Raw genomic sequence first — 24221 nt, 5'->3', positions numbered from 1 at the left:
CCAGGGTTTTTACTACCCATCCTATTCCCCGCAGCCGAATTTTATACCTTTGCTTCATTGATTTTTGCCCTTCTCATGATAAAATAATTCTTTGTAAACAATATGTTAGCGGGGAAAAAAAATGTATAACCACGAAGATAAAGAAGCGGAACGCTCAAGTAAAGTAGCCCGACGGCTGAACATCCTATTATTTATTGTTTTTTTCGTTTTTGCCCTGATAATTTTTCGGCTCTCCTATGTTCAAATCGTAAAAGGCGAAGAATACTACAACAATGCCTCTAAAAAATCGGATAAAAAAATTCCGATCGCCGCGCTGCGCGGGAACATTTACGATCGTAACGGCGAACTGATCGTTCACAGCCGCGGCTCCTCAACAGCCGTTTTCGCAGAGCAGGACAACATGAAGAAGGAGCAGTATCTTTTTTTAGCCACGCAGCTTGAAAAAATACTTAATATTGACAAAGCTACTCTCCTGAAAGAAATGGATACCGGGTGGCAGCTTAAAAACAACCAGTTAATCTGGGTCGGCCGGCAAACCGCTAAATTTCTGGAAAAGGATCTCAAACATGATTTGTCCGATCAGGAAATTGCTTATCTGGCTGAACACCGAACCCAGCTTCAGGGCATTGATGTAGTGATTAAGCCGATCAGGGAATACAGCAAGAAAGAAATCGCACCGCAGGCAGTGGGCTATGTCCGCCCCTACAACGTAGCGGTCGGCCAGCAGATGAACTACTACATCGATAAAAAAGATACATATCTTCCGGATCAAGTAGTAGGATACGGCGGGATTGAATACGCCTATGAACAATATTTGCGTGGCGAAAACGGGCACCGGACGTATCAGGTTGCGGCAGACGGCTCCGTCTTGAAACAGCTGGACGAAATTCCACCGCAGCAGGGTGATAACGTTTATTTAACCATCGATGACAGAATCCAGCTTGAAGCCCGCAATTTTATCCATGATTTCCTACCGCGTCTTCGCGCATCGAATTGGAAACAGGCAGCTTACGCCCGAACCGCGTATGCAGTGGCCATGGAAGTCAAGACGGGAAAAGTTGTATCCATGATTAGCTATCCCGAATACGACCCGAACATCTGGGTCAACCCTACGCTGAATGCAAAAGACTATGCGGCAATCAGCCCGTACGTGAACAACGGAACGATAAGCAGCGCACCTTGGGACGCTTCCCCTCTTTCCGGGAAAGCCGCTGAGCTGGAGACGGGCAAGCATCCCTCTTCCATCGTGCCTGCCGGATCTTCTGTCAAACCGGCAACGGTAATGATGGGGCTCGGTGAACAGGTGATAACGCCTTACACAGGCTGGAGCGACCCTGGAGCGTACAAATATGGCAGCGGAAACGATGTGGTACATAATGATGAAAACCATAACTATGGCTTTCTAACACCGCAGCTTGCCCTTGAGAAGTCGTCCAACACTTTCATGGCGATGGTTGGTGATGAAATATATAAAAAACACAGAAAAAATTCAGTGAATGTTCTGCAGAGCTATTTCCACGCTTTTGGCCTGGGGGTAAAAACCGGGGTGGACCTGCCAGGCGAAATTACGGGAAATGAAGACTTCATTAATATGAATGATACGTATGGCCCGCTGGCCGCGATGGTTCAGTCAGCATTTGGCCAGCAGGAACGCTACACGGCGATTCAATTAGCCCAGTATGTAACGACTATTGCCAACAACGGAAAGCGGCTGAAACCCCAGCTGGTCGACCGCATCGTCGATACCCACGGCAAAGTCGTGAAGAGTTATCAGCCAACTGCTCTGAGCACGCTGAAGGAGCCGGATATATACTGGCAGACCATCCACGAAGGCATGGGGCTTGTAACAGGGCCGGACGGTACAGCAAGCGGCACGTTTGCCGGATTCCCCTATAAAGTTGCGGCTAAGACAGGTACATCTGACCAGGATATTTATGTGCAAAATCCCGACACGAAGAATTGGTACCAATACGCCCAGGTTGCGAATGGCGTATTTATCTCCTACGCACCTATCGATAACCCGAAGCTGGCTGTTGTTGTGATCGTCCCTGAGGGGGGATATGGTGCAGGTTCTGCCGGTGTGATTGCGCGGAACATTTACGAAACGTATGATAAATATGTAGGTTTAACAACGGACAAACCCTATAAACCTATACCGGAGCCAGGGCCTCCGGCAGCAAAATAAAAGAAAAACATCGCGGGCCATGCCGCTCTCTCCTTTCCCCTCATAGAAGTTTTTACGGCCGCTTTGTGAAACGACGGACGGACCGGCATTAGGGAATCTTGGCTAACGGCAAGCGTAAGCGCAGGCGATGGCCTTAGATTCCTTTATACCGATTAGGTGCAACATCTGGGTATCTCAATGAAGGAGACAGTTGCCGGTCTTTTCGCCCTCTGTTCCACACGCTCCACAGGGGGAAAGAAAGGTGCGGACATGCGCCTCACGATGTTTTTCTTGGGTATTTCGGGACCGGAGGTCCCGTTTAGAAACCGCGCAAGGCACTTCACTCTGTGAAGTAAATAAACGACAAAAAGACTGCCGTAATATAAGCCGGCAGTCTTTTTTTGTTAGATATTAAATTGAGGGTTTCTCCATTCCATGAGCAGCGCATTGTTGCCGGATTTCTCGTCTTTTAGGTAATTGTGTATCACACGAACGGGTTTGCGCCCGCACCTGATCATAAAATTAAAACGTTAAGCAGCGGCCACTGCGGCACAAACAAGGCAGCGATTCGAATGGAATCGGCTGCCTTGTTTACTCAACCATAATGATTTAATTTAATTTCTGGCGGAGAACCCTCTCTTTTAGCTGTTTCCTGACACTTCTGGCATATCCCATGGAAGGTGAGCCGGTGGTCAAGAATATGAAAATTAAATTTATCGTTTACCGCTTTTTCGACTTCGCCAAGAAGGTCCTCATGTATTTCATCAACCGCACCGCAGTGAACACATATTAAATGGTGATGATGGTGTTCCGCACCCTCATTCCGAAATTCATACCGGGATACGCCATCGCCAAAATTAATTTTATGGATAATGGATAATTCACTCATTAATTCAAGTGTTCTATAGACTGTCGCAAGCCCAATGTCAGGCGAGTTTTTTTTAACGAGCAGCCATACATCTTCTGCGGAAAGATGGTCTTGTTCGTTCTCCAGCAGAACTCGTAGCGTTGCTTCACGCTGCGGGGTGAGCTTATAACTGTTGTTATGCAGCTGTTCTTTAATACGTTCAATTCTTTCTTGCATGTTGAACCCTCCCGAGCGTTTTCATCCATACTCTATTATAGATTAGCCGGAAATGGCAGTCAAATATAATAACTATTACATTAGAATTATTATAATTTAATGAGTGACACGGCATGCTTCATAAAGGTTGGCGATACAAAAGCCTCAAATCCGGCAGCCGCGGTCATGACCACCATCATTATCAGCATAAGGAGACTGTATGTCAAAAACTGCTGGTAGATTGGCCTTCCATGCTTAAATCTTGATTGAATAAGTTTAAGGGAAAAAGAAACACCTGCTGTCGCGACCAGAATGACGGATGGAACCACAAGCAGATTCTGTGGCAGCACCGATACAAGAGCAAAGTACATGCCTGTCCACTGCAACTGGCTTACCAGAAACCCGATGGTGAAACCCACCACTACGCCCTTTAGAAAAACCATCACCAGAATAAGCGGAAGACCAATGATGGATAAGCCGAGGAGCCACATAAATCCCACATATTTCAAATAGTGGCCCAGCGAACTCATAAACGCCTGGGAGGCATCTGAAATATTATCACGGGACACTTCATGAAAAAACTGGCTGATATAGATAAACAACTCCTGCTTCTGCGTAAGGGCAATGGAATTAACGATAACGGCGCCAAATCCAACTCCCATTACAAATAAAATAACTGTGAACAAGTAAAGTGATGCATTTTCGCGAATGTTTTTGTGTAGAGTTTGTCCCCATTTACGTCTCACCGGTAACCCTCCTGTCCTTCTCTTGCAAACATCATATGAAAGAAGGAACAATTTTAGACCAGTGAAAATTAAAGTGAGACCTTGCCGTATATCCCCCCGCCCCCTTCGACAAAGGCTACATTCCCGGTACGGCTGCGTTCAATATTGCCCGCCAGTTCCGCTTCGACAGCCTCTGCGAGCTCTTCTGCTGGTACGTGATGCAGGATATTCATCTCGGTCCCGAAACGCTGCAGAAGCTTATTCATCCGTCCGGGGCCCAGCCCGGGCACAAATTCGAGCGGTACCTGATACTTATACGGCGGCCTAAATTCCGGGTGTTCCCCCACCGGGTGGGTAGAAATTTCTTTAAAGCGATCATAAACCCCGTGGGTAATGACTTTTTTGCCTTCTTTTCCGCAATAAGGGCAGCGAGGCACGTCCGGTTGTTCAATGATCTCGTCACAGCTGGCGCAGCGGGAGCGATAGTATTTTCCAAGCTGCGGATGAAGCCCGTAATTGGCTTGCACGCCCCTCCCCTCCTGCCGAGCCAGAGCCAATTTTAGCTCGAAAAAGCTCGGATGGGCAACACGAAGATCCTGATATTCTCTACCTATCTTAGCAATCGAGTGCGCATCAGAATTAGATACATAGGTTGTTTGCCACAGTTCATCAATCCCGTCGGCCAGCGTTGAATCTGAGCTCAGGCCCAGCTCCAGCGCCGCTAATTTCGCCACATCTACCACTTGTGCCAGCGAGTCCACGCAGGCCCCATAGACTCCTTTATACGGTGTGAAAGCATGGGCTGGAATCACGATTCCGCCAAGACTTAATGTTTTCTCTACCAGGTCCGTCAGCTCAACGTACATTCGCTGGGTGCTGAGGTGGACATTCGTAACTTTTGAAGCATACCATTCACGAAATGAAGCAAATGACACCCGGTCAGGCAAGTACACGAGAAAATGGGCCAGGCCATGCCCAACGTGCAATTCTACTTCAACCCCGGCAATAATGGTGATATCCCCCTGCTCGGTTGAATAGCGGTATCCGCCGTCCTCGAGTTCGGACAGGATACCCTGCTTTATCCGCAGGTCGATTTCTTCCTGTACTTCGGGCGAATGACAGTCAATAATTCCAACTATATGCATGCCTTTGCGGCTAAGCGCTTCTTCCATGATAGCGGTAAAAGTAAGATTCCTGGATGCCGTAATTTTTACCGCGCGATTGTACATGGTCCGTCCAATATGAATATGCAGATCGGCGAAGCACTCTTTCATGAAATGCATCTAGCGGACGGATCCATCCAGCTGCCAGGCATAAACAGCCATGATTGTTTTGGCATCCCGTATCTCACCGGACTCGATCATCTGTTTTGCCTCCTCCAGCGAAATATGCAGGAGCTCAACAAATTCGTCCTCGTCAGGTTGGGCTTTTCCCGTCTTTAAACCCTCCGCTCTGTAGAGGTGGATGATTTCATCAGCAAATCCAGGTGATGTGTAGAAGGACGCGATATGTTTCATATTCTCAGCTGTATATCCCGTTTCTTCCGCAAGCTCCCGCACCGCACAGGCTGCAGGGGTTTCGCCAGGTTCGAGCTTGCCGGCAGGAATCTCCACAAGATCGCGTTCGAGAGGTTTTCGAAACTGCCGGACCACGACCATCCGGTTGTCCTCGGTAACAGCCATCACTGCCACCGCCCCCATGTGGTTTACAATTTCGCGGGTGGCTGTCCGGCCGTTCGGCAGCTCTACGGTATCTACCTTGACCTTAATAATCTTCCCGTCGTAAATGGATTCGCTTGCGATTGTTTTCTCATGCATCTAGGCATCCTTCCTTCCCATCCTAAATTTCTTATCTCTTCTATTGAAACATAGATCCCCATTTCAATCCATGTCTCCTATACCTGCTCAAAGGTTACCGGTGATACCAAGCAGGTCACAGGCAAGTGCTGAAGCATAATATACATGCCTAAAGAACAACGGATCCTTTTTATAATTGCGCCCCATTGTGGTTATCGCTTCCGGGTATGAGGAAGCCGCTCTTGTCCATATATTTTCATCAAGTTCAGGATAAATAGTCAGCATATGCCGGTGAGAAGGGGCTCGTTCTGCCCACTGATTCATGAGAACAGGGTTCTTCTCCAACACTGTATGAAGCGGTATGTCGCTTAAGAAACGAAGAACAGTGCTCGTATGGTGGCTGATTCCATAATGCCTGTCTCTTGGTTCATGCAGGCTGACTCTCGGAATTAGAATAGGTCTTCCTTTTAAATGATGGACCGCCTGCAGAATGCTCACCTGCTCCATCCCGCTAAACCCCAGTGCAGTACCCGTACCCACTACTCCTGGTCCTGGAGCGACGATAATGATATCTGCCTGCCAAATGCAAACCGCGGCAACAAGCGCGGAATAAAAAGTGACACACTCGGTGCCGCCGCCAAAAGCATGCCCGTAGGTGATGGTTCCGGTTATAAGGCCGAGCCGTTCCAGGTGGCGGACATGGCGGCTCAGCGCGATCGGAAGAGATGCGCCATCGCTCATAATATAGCAGATGCGCACTGGCTTCTCTGTTATAGAGCGAATAGACAGACACGCTGCCGGAAGCATGCTGTGCAGTTCTCCAACTAAAACCGGTACTCCCTCCAATTCATTCCCTTTCAAATTATGCAATGCATTCCTTAGAGGCCCGTCTTGTTCTTCTTCCACCTCACAGGCAAACTGAGCAGGTGTGTAGCGAAGCTTCATAACAGAAGCTGGAGGAGGATTTTTACTCGAAGCTTCTTCATATGCGCTGCATGAATGAGAACCAGCTATACGATCGCATGCTGCCCTGTCTTTTTCACCTATCCGCCCCATCACATAATGGTAGCCGCCGGTTCCGAGTGAAAGATCAACAGCTGTCGTATTCACCAGGACCGTATCTCCTTTGGATACCCGTCCGCATACAACTGGATAGTTGATAGCTTTTGCTGTTTGTCCGTTTACTATAACTTCGGTGATTTGAATATGAGCTTCATTATGTATGATGTGGTTCACATAGCCCAGTGATGCTGTCAGCATAAAAATTCCCCCTCTGTATTGATGTACGTAGGGGGGGATCTTTTCATGCCGATTCATTCGGTTTAAAGGAGATGAAAAAATGATGTCCTAATCAAAAACAAGTCTTTTATCCCTTTCTGATGAATAGGAAAGGTCTTTACATTCATGGAAAGCCAAATGTTTACAACCTACGCATTCATTTGTTTGGACTTTAGTCAACGCATAATTAATTGCTTCCCCTGTATGATTGAAGAAATGCCTCTCACCAATTTCATCGTATAAATTCGTTTTTTGTAAGGCTTGTTTCAAGTCGGAGGCGACACCCGATACTAAAAGTACACCACCAGAATTCTTAAAACGGTGAACAACGTTCCTTAAACATGTTTCTCCTGTTGAATCCATAAATGGAACTTTTCCCAGGCGTAAAATTAAAACTTTCGGTTTGTACTGAATGGATTCCATGATATTTTGTTCAAAGACTTGAGCAACTCCGAAGAAAAGGGGTCCTTCTATCGTGTAAATGCTAATTTGAGGACAGTCATGTGTATCACTCACTACATGAGGCAGCACCTTCCCATATTTTTGAGTATGATCAGGGAGTACCTTGGCAATTACAAGCCTTTCACTCATACGTTTAGCGAACAAAATTACAGCTAGAATAAGTCCTGCTTCAACAGCTGTAGTTAAACTAGCAAAAACTGTAAAAAGTAACGTCACAAGCAATACAAGGGAATCGCCTGATTTCATTTTAAGTATACGAACAAAATATTTTCGTTCACTCATATTCCACGCTACCATCATTAAAATTGGAGCCATGCTGGCCAATGGAATAGCAGAAGCGTAAGGAGCAAAAAGCATCAAAATCAATAAAACAAATAGACCATGAATAATTCCGGACACAGGGGAAGCGGCTCCACTCTTAATGTTTGTTGCTGTCCGTGCAATCGCCCCGGTTGCCGGAATCCCCCCAAATAGGGGTGTTATAATATTGGCAATTCCCTGTCCGATGAGTTCTCGATTGCTATTATGTTTACTGTGGGTCAATCCATCCGCCACTACAGCCGACAAAAGCGATTCGATCCCCCCTAATATTGCGATAACAAAGGCGGGAGCCAGCAACTTTTTAATATGTTCCCAGGACATCTCTGGCATTTGAAAATGAGGAAGCGAACTTGGAATCGTGCCAAAAGCTGTCCCAATGGTCGTAATATGCCCTGGAAATAGCATGGATGCAAGTACACTTGAAGCGATCAATCCGACTAATGAACCTGGTACTCTTGGAAACAATTTGGGAATGATCAAAATAACAAGAAAACACACCGCCGAAGTAATGACACTATATAAATTAATGGTATTAATATGTACAATAACTTCCTGAATGTTCGCAATAAATTGCTGATGATTTTTTATATGGGTAAGACCTAGAAAATTAGCGATTTGTCCTGTAAAAATAATGACGGCAATCCCTGACGTAAATCCGATGGTTACAGGGCTCGGAATATATTTAATAAGGGAGCCAAGTCTGAAAATGCCCATAAGACAGAGTAGGATTCCAGCTAGAAAACCAGCCAGCAGCAAGTCCTCATAGCCATAGGAAATAACAATACCCAAAAGGATCGGAACGAAAGCTCCCGTCGGGCCTCCAATTTGATACTTCGATCCACCAAATAAAGAGATTAGGATACCGGCAATACATGTTGTATAAATTCCATACTCTGGCTTAACGCCAGAAGCAATTGCAAAAGCCATTGCAAGCGGTATAGCGATTACACCGACAATAACACCTGAAAAAACATCTTTTTGAAAATTCCCAAGGGAATATCCATGCAGTTTCCCACTAAATATACCTCTCACGGCAGAACCCTTCTTTTCTTTTTGAATTGTATGATTTAATATGGATATAAAGGAAAATTAAGTATAATTTCTACATCATTTCACGCTGTGTTTTAAGTTCGTTTCTTCATCGTCCAGTTCTTCCAACATGGAAATGGTATCGATTAAGTGATTATTAAAAATTTCTCGTGCAACAGCCAGCAAGTTGATAATCATCGGATCGCGAAGAGCATACACCACCCTTTTTCCATCTTTGGTACCAACAACGATATTCTTAGCGCGCAGTATGCTTAATTGTTGAGAAACAGCAGAACCTTCGCTATGAAGGCTGCTTTGAATTTCATTTACGCTCTTCTCCCCTTCCGCTAGTAATTCAAGGATACGTATTCGCAAAGGGTGTGATAAGGCTTTAAAAAAGTCAGCTTTAAATTGCCGCATGTCATTTCCCATTCGATCTCCTCCATTTTTACTGATTTAACTTAATGATCTCTAAATATATATATTCAAATATTTGAATATATATATTTATATAATACGTGGCACTGTAAAATATTCAAGAGAAATTTGCTCTGAAGCAGAGCTATTTGTTGAGCAGTTGACAAAATTCCTGGATTTGAGGTGGCTGGCTACCCACATACGCTATCTTGAACATATATGAAAAAAAGCTATTCTTTCTAAATCATAGAAAGAATAGCTTTCGCTGGGGGATGATCGCTTTTTGTTGGCCTGCTGGCTTCTATTATTCTTTAAACGCTCTTAAAAGCTCATGCACTGCCTGAGTGGCAGACATGGTACCGTTGATAATGTTCTGCTCAACGAGCGGACGCAGCTTGCCAACGTTCGGGTCGTTAAAAAAGCGGGTTCGCAGATGCTCCTCTACCATGGCGTAAACCCAATCTAGTGTCTGAGATTGGCGGCGGTGGGCCATTACCCCGGATTCTGTGGTTACCTTATGGAACTCTTCAATGACACGCCATATCTCTTCGATACCATCCCCCATCACAGCAGAAGCGGTATACGCTTTTGTCGTCCACCCCTCGGTAGCCGGCTGCAGATAGTGAAGCAGGTTGTTATACTCGGCACGCGCCGCATTCGCTTTCATTTTGTTATCGCCGTCAGCCTTGTTGATGAGAATTGCGTCAGCCAGTTCCATAATTCCTTTTTTGATGCCCTGAAGGTCATCGCCAGCTCCTGTAATCAAGACGAGGAGGAAGAAGTCCACCATAGAACGGACGGTAATCTCACTCTGTCCGACCCCCACTGTTTCTACAAGTATAATGTCAAAACCCGCGGCTTCACATACAAGCATTGTCTCACGGCTTTTCCGGGTGACACCGCCAAGCGTACCCCCGGACGGAGAAGGCCGAATAAATGCATTCTTTTCTCGGGAGAGCGTCTCCATCCTGGTTTTATCACCCAAAATGCTACCGCGCGTAACACTGCTGCTCGGGTCGACAGCCAGCACTGCTACCCGGTGGCCCTTCTCGCAGAGCATCGTACCGAGGGCTTCAATCAGCGTACTTTTTCCGGCTCCAGGAACACCGGTAATCCCAACCCGGATGGATTTTCCGGTGTGGGGCAGCAACTTTTTTAAGACTTCCTGCGCTATTTCCATGTGGGCGGTTGAATTGCTTTCCACAAGCGTAATCGCCTGCGCAAGAATCGTGCGATTGCCGCCGAGCACCCCCTCCACATAATCATCAACGGTGAGGCGCCTGCGCCGGGGAACAGGGCGGGAGGAGGGAGAGGATTTAGGCTCCCGCTTTTCCATCCCATCATGGCCCCCTTCCACCCCGCCCATTACTCGGCTGGCGAAAGCATTTCCCGCTCCCTCAGGTGCCCATTCCGGTCGTAGGCTTTTCTTCTCATCCATTATTAAATCGCTTCCTCTAAACGTCTGTTAATTTCTTCAATGATGTGCTGGGCTGCCACCGGAATAACAGTACCCGGCCCAAAAATGGCCGATGCCCCGTTGTCCTTCAGGTATTCGTAGTCCTGCGCCGGAATAACACCCCCGGCCACAACCAGAATATCTTCACGGCCCAGTTTTTTCAGTTCTTGCACAAGCTGCGGCAGCAGCGTTTTATGGCCGGCTGCCAGCGAACTCATCCCAACAACATGCACATCATTTTCCACGGCCTGTCTTGCAGTCTCTTCAGGCGTCTGGAACAGCGGGCCCATATCGACATCAAAGCCTAGATCCGCAAACGCAGTAGCGATAACCTTCGCACCACGATCGTGCCCATCCTGGCCCATTTTCGCAACCATAATACGCGGGCGGCGGCCCTCCCTTGCTTCAAACTCATCGGCCATGCGGCGCACATTCGCGACTTCCTCATCTTCGCCGAACTCCGCGCTGTACACACCGGCGATGGAACGGATCACCGCTTTGTGCCGCCCTGCAACTTTTTCATACGCGTCTGATATTTCTCCCAGGCTGGCACGGGCACGGGCGGCTACAATTGCAAGTTCAAGCAGGTTCCCCTCACCGCTTTCCGCAGCCCGGGTTATCGCGTTTAAAGCCGCCTGAACTTTCGCCTCATCCCGGTTGGCGCGAAGCTCTGCCAAACGGCGAATCTGCGCTTCACGTACAGCCGTGTTGTCAACCTCAAGAATCTCAAGCGGATCTTCTTTCGAAAGGCGGTATTTATTCACCCCAATAATGGTTTCTTTGCCGGAATCAATGTGCGCCTGGCGGCGGGCGGCAGCTTCTTCAATCCGCATTTTTGGCAGACCGGTTTCAATCGCTTTGGCCATACCTCCCAGAGAATCGATCTCCTGGATATGCCCCCATGCTTTGCGCACCAGCTCGGCTGTCAATGCTTCCACATAATAGGATCCTCCCCATGGATCCAGCACGTTTGTAAGGCCGGTCTCATCCTGGAGGAACAGCTGCGTATTCCGGGCAATGCGCGCTGAGAAGTCAGTAGGCAACGCAATCGCTTCATCCAGCGCATTCGTATGGAGGGATTGCGTGTGGCCCAGCGCAGCCGCCATGGCCTCGATGCAGGTACGCGCGACGTTGTTGAAGGGATCCTGTTCTGTGAGGCTCCATCCGGAAGTCTGGCAGTGTGTGCGCAAGGCCATGGATTTCGGATTTTGCGGATTAAACTGTTTGATCAATTTAGCCCAGATCAGGCGCGCGGCCCTCATTTTCGCCACTTCCATAAAATAATTCATGCCAATTGCCCAGAAGAATGACAGCCTTGGTGCAAATGCGTCAATATTAATGCCCGCCTTCAAACCTGTCCGAACGTACTCAAACCCATCTGCCAGTGTATAGCCCAGCTCAATGTCGGCTGTTGCACCCGCTTCCTGCATATGATAGCCGGAAATACTAATGCTGTTGAACTTCGGCATATGCTTAGACGTGTACGAAAAGATATCGGCGATGATCCGCATCGAGGCTTCAGGCGGATAGATATACGTATTACGCACCATGTATTCTTTCAAAATATCATTTTGAATGGTTCCCGCAAGTTGCTCTTGCTTCACGCCCTGCTCTTCCGCTGCCACAATATAAAAGGCCATAATAGGTAGCACGGCTCCATTCATCGTCATCGATACGGACATCTTGTCAAGCGGAATGCCATCAAACAGGATTTTCATATCCAAAATGGAGTCAACAGCTACGCCCGCTTTTCCCACATCCCCAACCACACGCGGATGGTCGGAGTCATACCCCCTGTGGGTCGCCAGGTCAAACGCAATCGATAACCCTTTCTGCCCTGCAGCCAGGTTGCGCCGGTAGAATGCATTGCTCTCCTCCGCAGTGGAAAATCCGGCATACTGGCGTACAGTCCACGGCTGCGTGACATACATCGCCGGATACGGCCCCGGAAAATAAGGCGGGATGCCCGCAACATAGTTTAGGTGTTCCATCCCTTCAATGTCTTCTTTCGTATAGAGCGGCTTTACATCGATTTGTTCCATGGTGTGCCAGATCATCTCATCCAGTGATTTGCCTGTTTCCTGCTCGACCTGCCTGCGCCAGCTGGCCAAATCGGCGGCTGAAGTTTGCTTGGTGTATGGTATGGTTGTAAAATCCGGTGATTTATTCATCTGGCAATCCCCTTCACTTTCTGCAGATTTTCAAGCATCTCATAACAATTCGCACGAACATGGATAAAATCATCGACGCCTGCCAATCTATAAGCTTCACCCTGTTCAGCTGCCGGAAGCCCTGCGAGCAGAACCGTACAATCCGGAACGGTTTGTTTTATGCCCGATGCGATTGCGGGAACGGCTTCGGGGTACATATCGTCCATTCCACAGATTATGACAATGGGCGCCCCGGAAGAGATCGCAGCATCGGCGGCCTCTTTCGCTGTTGCAAATCCATTGTTTTTAATGATTTCAAATCCGCCCACTTCAAAAAATCCTGAGGCAAAGTCAGCCCGCGCCTTGTGCTGGGGAATCGAACCCAGATTTGCGAGAAATACAGCCGGTGCTGCGCCTGTTTCTTCTCTATAACGCGCGGCATTGGACCGAAGCTGCTCAAACATGTCTGCTCCACGCCATGCAGGAATAGCCATAACCCGGACCGCTTCCCCCTGTTTTAAAAATGCCGCTGAAACTTCTCCGGCAGTTGCACCGGCTTCGATGGCAGCGATGGCCACTTCTACCATTGATTTTGGTGACTGGCCTTCGTTGCGGTTTATCTTTGCTAGTGCTTCTTTAACCATCGTTTGGTTTGCGTTTTGCCGTTCTTTTCTGACGTTTTCGATGCGCTGGCTCTGCATGAACCTCTGAGCATCCCCATTGTGTACCAGAGGCTTCTCAGACAGGTTCGGATACATATTCGTTCCGACAAATTTATCTTTACGCCGTGCAATATTTTTTCTGCGGGCAGCGGCTACTTCAGCAATTTCAGACTGCGGGAAGCCTTTCACTAAGGCCTGATACATGCAGCCCTGCTCTTCAACCTTCTGAAACAACGTCCAGGCGTTCTGGGCGATGGAATCGGTAAGCGTTTCCACATACCAGGAACCGCCGGCAGGGTCAATGACACGCGAAAGGTTGGCTTCCTGCTGTAAGATAATCTGTGTATTTCGCGCAATCCGGCGAGAGAATTCATCGCTTGGCCGGATGGCTTCATCAAACGGGCTCACATGCAGGCTGTCCGCCCCGCCCACAATTCCGGCGAATGCCTCGGCCGTACCCCGGAGCATATTGACATACGGGTCATGAACCGTCTTCGTCCACGCCGATGTGCGGGCATGAATCCGCATTTTCTGGGCTTCTTCCGCCCCGCCAAACGCCTGCACAATGGTGGCCCAGAGCGAACGGGCAGCCCGGAGTTTCGCGATTTCCATAAACAAGTTTGATCCGATTGAGAAAGAAAACAGGAAACGGGGCGCGATGTCGTCTACCGCCAGACCGCGGGCCTGCAGCTCCCGAATGTACTCAGCACCGGAAGCAAGTGCATAGGCGATTTCCTGCACCGCACTGGCGCCACCATTGTGGTAAGGAGCACCCTGTACCGCAATCGTATGCAGATCAGGAGCATTTTCCAGCGCCCACGCGGTCATACCCGCCAGCCGGTCATAAGCATCTGCAGCAGAGCCGGGAAGCCGTCCCTCAGCAACCAGCGTGCCGAGCGGGTCTTCACCCACGCAGCCATGCAGGTTTTGATAAGGCCTTGTTTCTGCCTTTAGATAAGCAGCCGTTAGCAAGAGAAAGGTAAAAGCCCCTTCACCCTGCACATATAAGGGTATGTTCTGCAGGTCGATGCCGTGCATTGCCGCCCGCATATCAGACAGGCTGGAAAGAGAGAGGCCTGCTGCCCCAACGTCCTCCTGTGGTGCAACGTCTGCATCCCTTCCTGAACGGGTGGCTTTATCCAGGACAATCGTTAATGCCGTCTGGCCTCGTGCTATGTCCTGCTGCGCCGCTTCATTAAACAGCTGCGGAGTTGGAGCGGACAGCTCCTGGGCTACTTCCCATGGCTTCTCGACATGCCCCGTTAGGTTCGCTGAACGAACGTAAGGTGATGATCCGGGAAGCGATGATAAATAAGGCAGGTTTTGAATGTCTTCCATGCGGTACATCGGCTGCAAATCGATGCCTTCATACGTATGCGTTACCAGTTTTCCTTCAAAAGATGCACCCTTGAGCGACTTTTCAGTTAACTCTCGCCATTCTTGATAAGTAGGATGGGGAAAAGCGTTAAATAATTCGTATTCTTCTTCGACGGTTAGCTGTTCTCTTTTTTTCTCTACATTTTCCATAGTATTCGCGGTTCTCTACCCCGCAGCGCGGAGAGCAGAAAGTATCCGCTCACTCCTTTCACCTATCGAATAGATAAACAGGGGCGGAATAGTTAAATCCCAACCCCTATACAACACATAAGATTCGACATTTCCCGCCGTTTCCCTGCCGGCCACAATAATTTTAAACCGTTGGGTTCGAATGGGTGCCGTTATTTGATGGCTTCCTGGCAGATGGCTACTACAAGCTCCGCCGCTTTCACAAGTTCTTCAACCGGAATTTTTTCCTTGGTTGTGTGGATATCCTCGTAGCCAATCGCAAGGTTCGCGGTCGGAATGCCATATCCGGCAATGACGTTGGCGTCACTTCCACCGCCGCTTGACAAAATACGAGCCTGCCTGCCTACTGCTTGAACAGCCGCCATCGCTTTCTGTACCACAAGGTCGCTTTCCGAAAACTTGAAGCCTGGATACATAACTTTCACGGTCACATCCGCCTTCGCTCCGAGCTCTTCGGCAGCTGATTCGAATGCTTTTTTCATTTTTTCCGTTTGCGCCACCATTTTTTCGTGGACAAGGCTTCGCGCTTCCGCCAGAATTTCAACGCGGTCGCAAACGATGTTCGTTGGGCCCGTACCTTCAAAACTTCCAATGTTTGCCGTTGTTTCCTCGTCAATCCGGCCGAGCGGCATGCGCGAAACCGCCTTGCTGGCAACCTGAATGGCGCTAACGCCTGTTTCAGGCGCTACGCCGGCGTGGGCCGATTTCCCATATATAGTCGCCTTGATTTTAGCCTGTGTGGGAGCGGCTACAATAATATCACCGACTTTACCATTGCTGTCCAGCGCATATCCGTATTCGGCCTTGAGCAAGGAGGGGTCCAGTACCTGTGCACCCTGCAGCCCGGACTCCTCTCCTACCGTAATCAGAAATTGAACCGGGCCATGCTTAATATCGCGCTCTTTCAATACCCGGATGGCTTCAAACATCGCTGCGATTCCGGCTTTATCATCGCTGCCCAGAATGGTCGTTCCGTCTGACACCACATATCCGTCTTTAATGCTAGGTTTAATGCCCCGGCCCGGGACCACCGTATCCATATGCGACGTAAAATAAATAGTCGGACCTTCTGCGCTGCCTGGCAATGTTGCAACGAGATTTCCCGCTTCGTGGTCGGTCTTATCGGCCGCATCGTCTTCCACAACTTCAAGGCCAAGCGAAGAAAATTTTTCTTTCAGTACATCGCATATTGCCCGCTCGTGCCTTGTTTCACTGTCCACCTGGACAAGTTCCATAAATTCGTTGACAAGCCTTTCTTGCTGTACCAACAAAAACACCTCCAAAAAGTATGTATCACGAACGTATACCCGTTCATTATACACAATTTTGGAGGCCCAGAACCTCTTACAGCGGAATATTTCCGTGCTTTTTCGCGGGGCGCTTATCCTGCTTATTGCGGAGCATGTCGAGCGCCTCACGCAGTTTTTTACGCGTCTCACGCGGATCGATTACATCATCTACCATACCCCGGCTGGCAGCGACATACGGGTTTGCAAACTTTTCCCGGTACTCCGCAATTTTCTCGGCCCGGGTGGCCGCAGGATCTTCGCTGTTTTCAATTTCTTTGGCAAATATAATGTTAGCGGCCCCTTCCGCACCCATTACAGCAATCTCAGCGTTCGGCCAGGCGTATACCACATCCGCCCCGATAGACTTGGAGTTCAGTGCCACGTACGCACCGCCAAACGCTTTGCGAAGGATAACTGTAATTCTTGGAACCGTGGCTTCCGAATACGCATACAGGATTTTAGCGCCGTGCCGGATGATTCCGCCGTGCTCCTGGTTAATGCCCGGAAAAAATCCTGATACGTCCTCAAACGTAATAAGCGGGATATTAAACGAATCGCAAAAACGGATAAATCTAGACAGCTTGTCAGAAGAGTTGATGTCCAAACCGCCGGCCATGAATTTCGGCTGGTTGGCGACTATGCCAACGCTCCGGCCGTCAATGCGTCCGAACCCGACCACAATATTCTTTGCAAAGTCCGGCTGTACTTCCATGAAGTCGCCATTATCAACAATCCGGTCGATGACTTTGCGGACATCATATACTTTAGTCGTCTGGATCGGGACAATCTCCGCCAGATCCTCGTCCCATCCGTCATCCATCGCTGTTTCAATGATTGGCGGATTTTCGGTATTGTTTTGCGGCAGAAAACTTAAAAGCCTGCGTACATCCTCCAGCACTTCAGGCTCGGTTGGAGCCGTAAAGTGGGCGTTTCCGCTAATGGACGCATGGACTGAAGCGCCGCCCAGCCCTTCCGAAGAAATTTTCTCTCCTGTAACAGCTTCGATAACCTTAGGACCGGTAATAAACATCTGGCTTGTCTTCTCAACCATGAACACAAAGTCAGTAATGGCTGGCGAATACACAGCCCCTCCGGCACAAGGTCCAAGAATGACTGAAATCTGTGGAACAACTCCAGAATAAATGGCGTTGCGGTAGAAGATATGGCCATAGCCATCGAGCGATTCCACGCCTTCCTGAATGCGCGCGCCGCCAGAATCATTCAGTCCAATAATGGGAGCGCCATTCTGGGCTGCAAGATCCATAATGCGGGCGATTTTCAGCGCGTGCATCTCCCCGAGCGCACCGCCAAACACAGTGAAATCCTGGGAGAAGATAAACACAAGGCGGCCATTTACTTTTCCATATCCCGTTACGACACCTTCGCCAGGCCCTTCCATTTTTTCCATCCCAAAACTGGTGGCGCGGTGCTCAATAAAGGGATTCATTTCCACAAATGTATTGTCATCAAGTATGAGATTGATCCGCTCGCGCGCGGTAAGCTTTCCTCTGTTATGCTGCGCATCTATGCGCTTATCCCCTCCGCCAAGCTCCACTTTGAGGCGACGTTCGTATAACTCATCTATTTTTTCATACATGCTGCTCATAGTAGTTAATTTCCTCCTATCCAGGTGCTGCTTCTCTTTTTTGGCTGTGTCCTCGCTACAGCTCGGCTTTCTCACACAGTTCCAGCAGCACGCCATGCGTTGCCTTCGGATGCACAAAAGCCACCATATTGTTATGGGCACCGCGCTTTGGTGTTTCGTTAATCAGCCTCACACCGGCCTCCTGAAGCGCGTTCAGCCGCTGCTGCTGATTATCAACGCTCAGTGCAATATGGTGAATCCCTTCACCCTTTTTTTCGATAAATTTAGCGATCGGGCTATCATCACTGGTGGGTTCCAAAAGCTCGATGTGCGATTCGCCGATGGCGAGAAATGCCACGCGCACCTGCTCGCTTTCTACTGTTTCCGTGCCCAGCCATTTCATGCCAAGCATCTGGGTATAAAAAGCAAGAGAATCCTCGAGATTTTTTACGGCAATGCCTATGTGTTCTATTTTCCTGGGTGATTCCATTAGCGGTTGGCCGCCGCTGTTTTCTTGATGTTGTGTATCCACTGGTTCCCCTCCTTCTGTTTTCTATCTCTATCTTCTCAAAAGTTTCTGAAATTGATGCCTATTACATAATTCGTTTTGGTCCCGCTTTTTCCTGCTGAAATTCGTCATTTTTCTACTTACGCCAAAATAGCCACCCCAGCCCACGGGCGGCTAATCCATCTTTGCGGATCTTATACAGTTACCGCGCTGCTACTCCGCAGGCATGAAATGGCCGACTACTTCCCCATCTTCATACGCTTTGAGCGACTGACGATACACAATGAGGTTGTTTTCCTTTAAAAAACCATCAAATTCCTCTTCCGAAATGAGCCCCACATAGCCTCCACCGTGCTGGGAGAACTGAGCGCGGCCGCGGGTAAGCGAATCAAAATAGAGCGATTGGATGGAATCAGGCAATAATTTCATCTCTATCAATGGACAATGGCCTCCTTACTGGTGAATAAAAAATTTTTTTACTATCGTCTCCTGGCAGAGCCCGATTTATTCTTTCTTTAATTTTTAACGTTTAGTACCTTGTGCAAACTGACTAAATTGTCGTACAATAATAATCCCTCTTACTTACCGCCAAACAAGGAGAAGATGAAATGAAAAAAAACGAGAAAAAAATTCTTTTACTTGATATGGATGATGTAATTGTAGAGCAGTCAGAAACATGGGTTCAGCGCTTGTATGAAAAAACCGGTGTCCTCCACAATCGAGAGGAATGGAAAGAATGGAATCTTAACAATGTGCTTGAACCTGAAATCGTGGATTTGATTTTTGGCGAGATCAATAAGGAACCGAGGTTCTACTACAATCTGCCGGCAAAAAAAGGGGCAATTGAAGGCATACGACAACTCAGTGAGCACTATGATATCGTTTTTGTTTCCGCCAGCGAGCATTATGCCTATGAGGATAAATACTTCTGGATTGAATCACACTTGCCGTTTTTGCCTAAGCCTAATCTTGTTTTGACCCATCGCAAAGATTTGGTCATGGGGGATTATCTGGTGGACGACGGGCCTCACAATCTTGTCAATTCGCCAGCCAAAAGTAAAATTATTTTTGATAACCCATGGAACCGGCACCTGACAGATTATCCGCGTGTGACCAACTGGATGCAGCTGGTTTCCATGCTTTCCCCACAGTATTCTGCAGGTTGATAGGCATTCATTACTTCTACTATTACTACCCCAAGTATTATCCGTACTACTCTTAGATTATCCGTATTATTTGTATTATCTGAATCCGTGCTGCCCTTATATCCTTACTATCCGAATTACTAAATAAATTTAGTTGTTTAGAGGTGCATGGCCGCCTTGGCTTATCCCCGTGCGGCCCGCCGAAACTTTCTTGCATAGTAGGCATTTTCCCCTCCCTCATTTTTCTTAAAAGAAAAATCGTGATACCATTTGCTGTGTGCTGTACACTGACAAAACTTGTTTAGATCGATTAGGAGGGCTCGTTAATGCTTAAGCAACATGTAATCTTTATCGGGGCAGGTGCTATGGCAGAGGCCATGATTGGCGGAATGATTGCCAGAAAAAAGGTGCAGCCCGGCCAAATAACGGCTGTAAACCGAAAAAATGAAGAACAACGTATAAAATTAACCGGGACGTATGGCATACATACCTGTTCATTTTCTGAAGTTACGATCGGAGACGGCGATATACTTATCCTCGCTACGAAACCAGGGGATGCCGCCGGGGTTCTTTCCTCTCTCGCAGCTAAAGTCTCGGCAAACAATCTTATCGTATCCGTTATAGCAGGCTACTCCACCCAGGTGCTCGAATCCGCTTTAGGCGGCAGGATGCCTATTGTAAGGGTTATGCCTAATACATCAAGCTTGGTTGGGGAGTCCGCAACAGCAGTATGCTTCGGTGATTATGTGACGGACAACGACAGAGAGAATGCGGTCGACCTGCTGGAGGGCATAGGGAAGGTATACGAAATCGAGGAAGATCGGATAGATATATTTACCGCAATCGCTGGCAGCGGCCCGGCCTACATGTATTATTTGGTTGAGCATCTTGAAAAGGCAGGGATAGAAGGCGGATTAGATGCCGGCCTTGCTCGGCGTATTGCTGCGCAAACCCTTCTCGGCGCCGGGAAAATGCTCCTTAAGACCGGTGAAAAACCCGAACAGCTGCGTAGGAATGTGACAACGCCAAACGGGATTACCCAAGCGGGTGTAGAGGCATTAGAGAAAAACGGTGCCGGCTTTGCGATGCAAGCAGCTGTTAAAGCTGCAGTCGAACGGTCTCGGGAACTTAACAGCCAATTAAAATGAGAAAAGGCGTCCGTCAATAACTCGGACGCCTTTTATGGTTGAGTTCTCTAATAGATCGATGTGTTTGCGTTGTACGCTTCCATGCGCTGCTTTACCCGCTGAAGGAAGCGGCCGCACACGAGCCCGTCAAGCACCCGGTGATCGAGTGAAAGGCAAAGATTAACCATATCGCGAATAGCGATCATCCCATTGAGGACAACAGGACGCTTCACGATCGACTCTATGCTGATGATGGCTGCCTGTGGCTGGTTTATGATGGGCATCGACTGAATCGAACCGAAAGAACCCGTGTTGTTTACCGTAAATGTTCCGCCGGACATGTCATCCATCGTGAGCTTGCCCTGCCGGGTTTTGTTGGCTAAATCATTTACTGCACGTGCTAGCCCGAAAATACTTTTCTGATCCGCATCTTTAATGACTGGAACGTACAAGGCATCCTCTGTTGCGACTGCGATCGATATGTTGATATTCTTCCTTACAATTATTTTATCGCCAGCCCATGTAGCGTTTAAAATCGGGAATTCTTTGATCGATTCCACGACGGCCTTAATGAAGAACGGCATGAAAGTAAGGTTGAATCCTTCGTTCTGCTTAAACTCTTTTTTCATGGAGTCACGGAATTGAACGAGATTGGTTACATCCACTTCAACCATCGTCCAGGCATGAGGTGCTTCGTGCTTGCTCTGTACCATGCGATTCGCTATCGTTTTACGAATAGAAGAAACCGGAATTTCTGTGTCTCCGGGGTAGATGGCTGCTTGTTTAGCAGATTGGGTTGGAGTGTCCGGCGCGGGTTGCACGGTTTCCGGCGTTCTCACCTCGGGAGCGTTTTGCTGCTGCTGTTCCCCGAATTGCTGCTGTTGCCGCTGCGAAATGGCAGGCTCCTGCTGTGTAGCTTGAGCAGTTCCCCCATTCTCAATAACTGCGAGCACATCCTTTCGCGTGATCCTGCCTTCTCTGCCGCTTCCTGCTATGCGGGAGAGATCCAAATTATGCTCCTGCGCCAGGTGAAGAACCGCGGGTGAGTACCGCTGCTTTTTCACGGCATCCATTCCCCGCCTGACAGCAGCAGGGGACACGGCAGAACCAGCTGCAGGCATTTCAGCTGCTGTTTCCTGTTTGGTTTCCGGAGCTGCCGCAGCTGCTGGAGCAGCCGGCGCTGCCTGTTGCTGTGCAGACCCCGCTTCTGTTTCGATATAACAGATCAGTTGGCCCACCGCAATGGTGTCGCCTTCCTGGGCGATGAGCTCGGTAATAGTTCCTTCAACAGTTGCGGGAACTTCCGCATTTACTTTATCAGTCGTTACCTCACATAGAGGTTCATACTTTTTCACGGTATCGCCAGGTTTAACCAGCCAGCGGGCAATTGTTCCTTCTGTTACGGATTCCCCAAGCTGAGGCATTAACACTTCTGTTGCCATAATAGTAGAAGCCCCCTTTCCAATCGTTGCTTAGAATTCGGCCAGCTCGCGTATAGCCGCCAGCACTTTCTCAGGATTAAGCATGAAAAACTTCTCAAGTGTTGGGCTGTATGGCATAGCAGGAATATCAGGCCCGGCGAGCCGCTTAATCGGCGCATCTAAATCGAACAGGCATTCTTCGGCGATAATAGCAGATACCTCGCCGCCAACTCCGCCTTCTCTGTTATCCTCGTGAATAATAAGCACTTTTCCCGTTTTTCTTGCTGCCTCTGCAATGGCTTCCCTATCAAGCGGATACAGCGTACGCAGATCAAGCACATGGGCGCTAATTCCCTCGTTTGCGAGCTTTTCAGCCGCCTGCAGGGCAAAATGCAGCATCAGCCCGTAGCTAATTACCGTAACATCGGTTCCCTCGCGTTTTACATCCGCTTTGCCGATCGGAACCGTATAATCCTGTTCAGGAACTTCCCCCTTAATCAACCGGTAGCAGCGCTTATGTTCAAAGAAGAGAACAGGGTCATCATCGCGAATCGCTGCCTTTAATAGCCCTTTCACATCATAAGGGGTAGAGGGAGCTACCACCTTCAGGCCAGGCGTGCTGTTAAACATCGCCTCTACGCTCTGCGAATGATAGAGCGCCCCGTGAACACCGCCTCCATACGGTGCGCGGATAACGAGCGGACAGTTCCAATCATTGTTGGAACGATAGCGCATCTTGGCAGCTTCGCTCACAATTTGGTTAACGGCAGGCATAATAAAATCAGCGAACTGCATTTCTGCCACCGGACGCATACCATAAGCAGCGGCACCGATCGATACGCCTGCAATGGCGGATTCAGCCAATGGCGCGTCGATTACGCGTTCCTCGCCAAACTCTTCATATAAACCATTGGTGGCGCGGAATACACCGCCGCGCACGCCAACGTCTTCACCAATTACAAATACGCGCTTATCGCGCTGCATTTCTTCGTGCAGCGCCTGTGTAACCGCATCAATATAAGAAATAATCGCCATAGTAGTCCCCCCTATTCCCCATATACATGGAGCAGTGCGGATTCTGGCTGCGGGTAAGGTGCGTTTTCCGCGTATTCAGTCGCTTCATCCACTTCCCGCGCTGCTTTATCATTGATTTCTTTATCCAATTCCTCTGTAAGCAGCCCAACCTCCGTTAAGTAACTTTTAAAGCGGATAATCGGATCTTTGCTTTTTGCTTCCGCTACCTCTTCACGCGAGCGGTAGGCACGGTCATCATCGTCACTGGAATGCGGCACCAGGCGGTAGGTGACTGCCTCAATTAAGGTCGGACCTTCGCCGTGGCGAGCCCGGTCCACCGCTTCTTTCGTCGCTTTATAAACCTCCAGCGGGTCGTTTCCGTCAATGCTAACGCCTGGGAAACCATAGCCGATTGCTCTGTCTGCCACAGTTTCGCAGGCAATCTGCTTAGACAGCGGTACAGAAATCGCATATTTATTGTTTTCGCAGAAAAAAACAACCGGCAGTTTATGCACGCCTGCAAAATTCGCGCCCTCGTGGAAGTCGCCCTGGTTGCTGGATCCCTCCCCGAATGATGTGAAGACAACCGAATTTTTTCCGTCCATCCTGCCAGCGAGTGCCAGACCAACTGCGTGTGGTACCTGCGTGGTAACCGGGCTCGACCCCGACAGGATGTTATGTTTCCGGCTGCCAAAATGACCCGGCATCTGGCGTCCGCCGCTGTTCGGGTCTTCTGCCTTGGCAAACGCCGACAACATCATATCGCGGGCTGTCATGCCAAAAGCCATTACAAAACCCATATCCCGGTAATACGGGCATGCATAATCATTCTTCCTGTCAAAAGCAAAGGCTGCCCCGACCTGAGCAGCTTCCTGCCCTTGGCATGAAATAACAAACGGGATTTTTCCCGCACGATTTAAAAGCCACATCCGCTCATCCGCTTTGCGGGCAAGCAGCATAATCGCGTACATATCCAAAACCTGCTGATCGCTAAGACCCACTGGCTGGTGGCGATTTTCCGCCATGAAAACTCCTCCTTTATA

General features: G+C 48.8%; 20 protein-coding genes. 3 read left to right on the top strand and 17 right to left on the bottom strand.

Features of this window, described 5'->3' with window-relative positions:
• The first annotated feature begins 121 nt into the window (after positions 1 to 121).
• Positions 122 to 2185, top strand: a complete 2064-nt coding sequence (locus tag PP175_RS08605) for a peptidoglycan D,D-transpeptidase FtsI family protein (RefSeq protein WP_272442349.1) — start codon at positions 122 to 124, stop codon at positions 2183 to 2185.
• A gap of 574 nt (positions 2186 to 2759) precedes the next feature.
• On the opposite strand, the gene fur is transcribed toward PP175_RS08605, so the two are convergent.
• The 14 genes from fur to PP175_RS08530 form a co-directional block, all read right to left on the bottom strand.
• Positions 2760 to 3248: a ferric iron uptake transcriptional regulator gene (gene fur / locus PP175_RS08595; RefSeq protein ID WP_272442348.1), complete on the bottom strand. Its 489-nt coding sequence runs from the start codon at positions 3246 to 3248 to the stop codon at positions 2760 to 2762.
• An 89-nt stretch (positions 3249 to 3337) separates the two neighbouring features.
• A complete protein-coding gene (spoIIM, locus tag PP175_RS08590; protein WP_272442347.1) occupies positions 3338 to 3973 on the bottom strand; it encodes a stage II sporulation protein M in 636 nt (211 codons plus the stop codon).
• Positions 3974 to 4041: 68 nt separating this feature from the next.
• Entirely contained in the window at positions 4042 to 5226 is a 1185-nt protein-coding gene (locus PP175_RS08585; RefSeq protein ID WP_272442346.1) for an endonuclease Q family protein, read from the bottom strand.
• 9 nt (positions 5227 to 5235) lie between these two features.
• Complete coding sequence (locus PP175_RS08580; RefSeq protein WP_272442345.1) at positions 5236 to 5769, bottom strand: NUDIX hydrolase; 534 nt, start codon at positions 5767 to 5769, stop codon at positions 5236 to 5238.
• A gap of 87 nt (positions 5770 to 5856) precedes the next feature.
• A complete protein-coding gene (locus PP175_RS08575) occupies positions 5857 to 7008 on the bottom strand; it encodes a DUF3866 family protein (protein WP_272442344.1) in 1152 nt (383 codons plus the stop codon).
• A gap of 87 nt (positions 7009 to 7095) precedes the next feature.
• The gene (locus PP175_RS08570; RefSeq protein ID WP_272442343.1) at positions 7096 to 8841 is read right to left on the bottom strand and encodes a SulP family inorganic anion transporter; all 1746 of its coding nucleotides are present in this window, start codon (positions 8839 to 8841) and stop codon (positions 7096 to 7098) included.
• A 75-nt stretch (positions 8842 to 8916) separates the two neighbouring features.
• A complete protein-coding gene (locus tag PP175_RS08565; RefSeq protein WP_272442342.1) occupies positions 8917 to 9270 on the bottom strand; it encodes an ArsR/SmtB family transcription factor in 354 nt (117 codons plus the stop codon).
• A 289-nt stretch (positions 9271 to 9559) separates the two neighbouring features.
• A complete protein-coding gene (gene meaB / locus PP175_RS08560; RefSeq protein WP_272442341.1) occupies positions 9560 to 10693 on the bottom strand; it encodes a methylmalonyl Co-A mutase-associated GTPase MeaB in 1134 nt (377 codons plus the stop codon).
• Between the two features lie 2 nt (positions 10694 to 10695).
• A complete protein-coding gene (scpA, locus tag PP175_RS08555) occupies positions 10696 to 12882 on the bottom strand; it encodes a methylmalonyl-CoA mutase (protein ID WP_272442340.1) in 2187 nt (728 codons plus the stop codon).
• The gene (locus PP175_RS08550) at positions 12879 to 15050 is read right to left on the bottom strand and encodes a methylmalonyl-CoA mutase family protein (protein ID WP_272442339.1); all 2172 of its coding nucleotides are present in this window, start codon (positions 15048 to 15050) and stop codon (positions 12879 to 12881) included. Before PP175_RS08550 ends, scpA begins: the two co-directional genes overlap by 4 nt.
• 191 nt (positions 15051 to 15241) lie before the next feature.
• Positions 15242 to 16357: a M20/M25/M40 family metallo-hydrolase gene (locus PP175_RS08545; protein ID WP_272442338.1), complete on the bottom strand. Its 1116-nt coding sequence runs from the start codon at positions 16355 to 16357 to the stop codon at positions 15242 to 15244.
• A gap of 76 nt (positions 16358 to 16433) precedes the next feature.
• A complete protein-coding gene (locus tag PP175_RS08540; protein ID WP_272442337.1) occupies positions 16434 to 17984 on the bottom strand; it encodes an acyl-CoA carboxylase subunit beta in 1551 nt (516 codons plus the stop codon).
• Positions 17985 to 18039: 55 nt separating this feature from the next.
• The gene (gene mce / locus PP175_RS08535; RefSeq protein WP_334314207.1) at positions 18040 to 18453 is read right to left on the bottom strand and encodes a methylmalonyl-CoA epimerase; all 414 of its coding nucleotides are present in this window, start codon (positions 18451 to 18453) and stop codon (positions 18040 to 18042) included.
• 231 nt (positions 18454 to 18684) lie between these two features.
• Positions 18685 to 18909 (bottom strand): hypothetical protein, encoded by a 225-nt coding sequence (locus tag PP175_RS08530; protein WP_272442335.1) that lies wholly within the window; start codon positions 18907 to 18909, stop codon positions 18685 to 18687.
• A gap of 170 nt (positions 18910 to 19079) precedes the next feature.
• Here PP175_RS08530 and PP175_RS08525 point away from each other — a divergent pair, with 170 nt between their 5' ends.
• Positions 19080 to 19637 (top strand): 5' nucleotidase, NT5C type, encoded by a 558-nt coding sequence (locus tag PP175_RS08525; RefSeq protein ID WP_272442334.1) that lies wholly within the window; start codon positions 19080 to 19082, stop codon positions 19635 to 19637.
• A 305-nt stretch (positions 19638 to 19942) separates the two neighbouring features.
• The gene (gene proC, locus PP175_RS08520; RefSeq protein WP_272442333.1) at positions 19943 to 20764 is read left to right on the top strand and encodes a pyrroline-5-carboxylate reductase; all 822 of its coding nucleotides are present in this window, start codon (positions 19943 to 19945) and stop codon (positions 20762 to 20764) included.
• A gap of 47 nt (positions 20765 to 20811) precedes the next feature.
• Here proC and PP175_RS08515 read toward each other — a convergent pair whose 3' ends face one another.
• Genes PP175_RS08515 through PP175_RS08505 form a run of 3 tightly spaced genes read right to left on the bottom strand, consistent with a single transcriptional unit; the run spans position 20812 to position 24203 of the window.
• Positions 20812 to 22185 carry a dihydrolipoamide acetyltransferase family protein gene (locus PP175_RS08515; protein ID WP_272442332.1) on the bottom strand — a complete coding sequence of 458 codons (1374 nt, stop codon included), beginning with the start codon at positions 22183 to 22185 and terminating at the stop codon, positions 20812 to 20814.
• A 30-nt stretch (positions 22186 to 22215) separates the two neighbouring features.
• Positions 22216 to 23199, bottom strand: coding sequence for an alpha-ketoacid dehydrogenase subunit beta (locus tag PP175_RS08510; RefSeq protein WP_272442331.1), 984 nt, complete (start codon positions 23197 to 23199; stop codon positions 22216 to 22218).
• An 11-nt stretch (positions 23200 to 23210) separates the two neighbouring features.
• The gene (locus tag PP175_RS08505; protein ID WP_272442330.1) at positions 23211 to 24203 is read right to left on the bottom strand and encodes a thiamine pyrophosphate-dependent dehydrogenase E1 component subunit alpha; all 993 of its coding nucleotides are present in this window, start codon (positions 24201 to 24203) and stop codon (positions 23211 to 23213) included.
• Positions 24204 to 24221: the final 18 nt, after the last annotated feature.

The organism is Aneurinibacillus sp. Ricciae_BoGa-3 (assembly GCF_028421645.1).
Classification (GTDB): Bacteria; Bacillota; Bacilli; order Aneurinibacillales; family Aneurinibacillaceae; genus Aneurinibacillus_B.
This window is presented reverse-complemented; position numbering and strand designations above follow the sequence as displayed.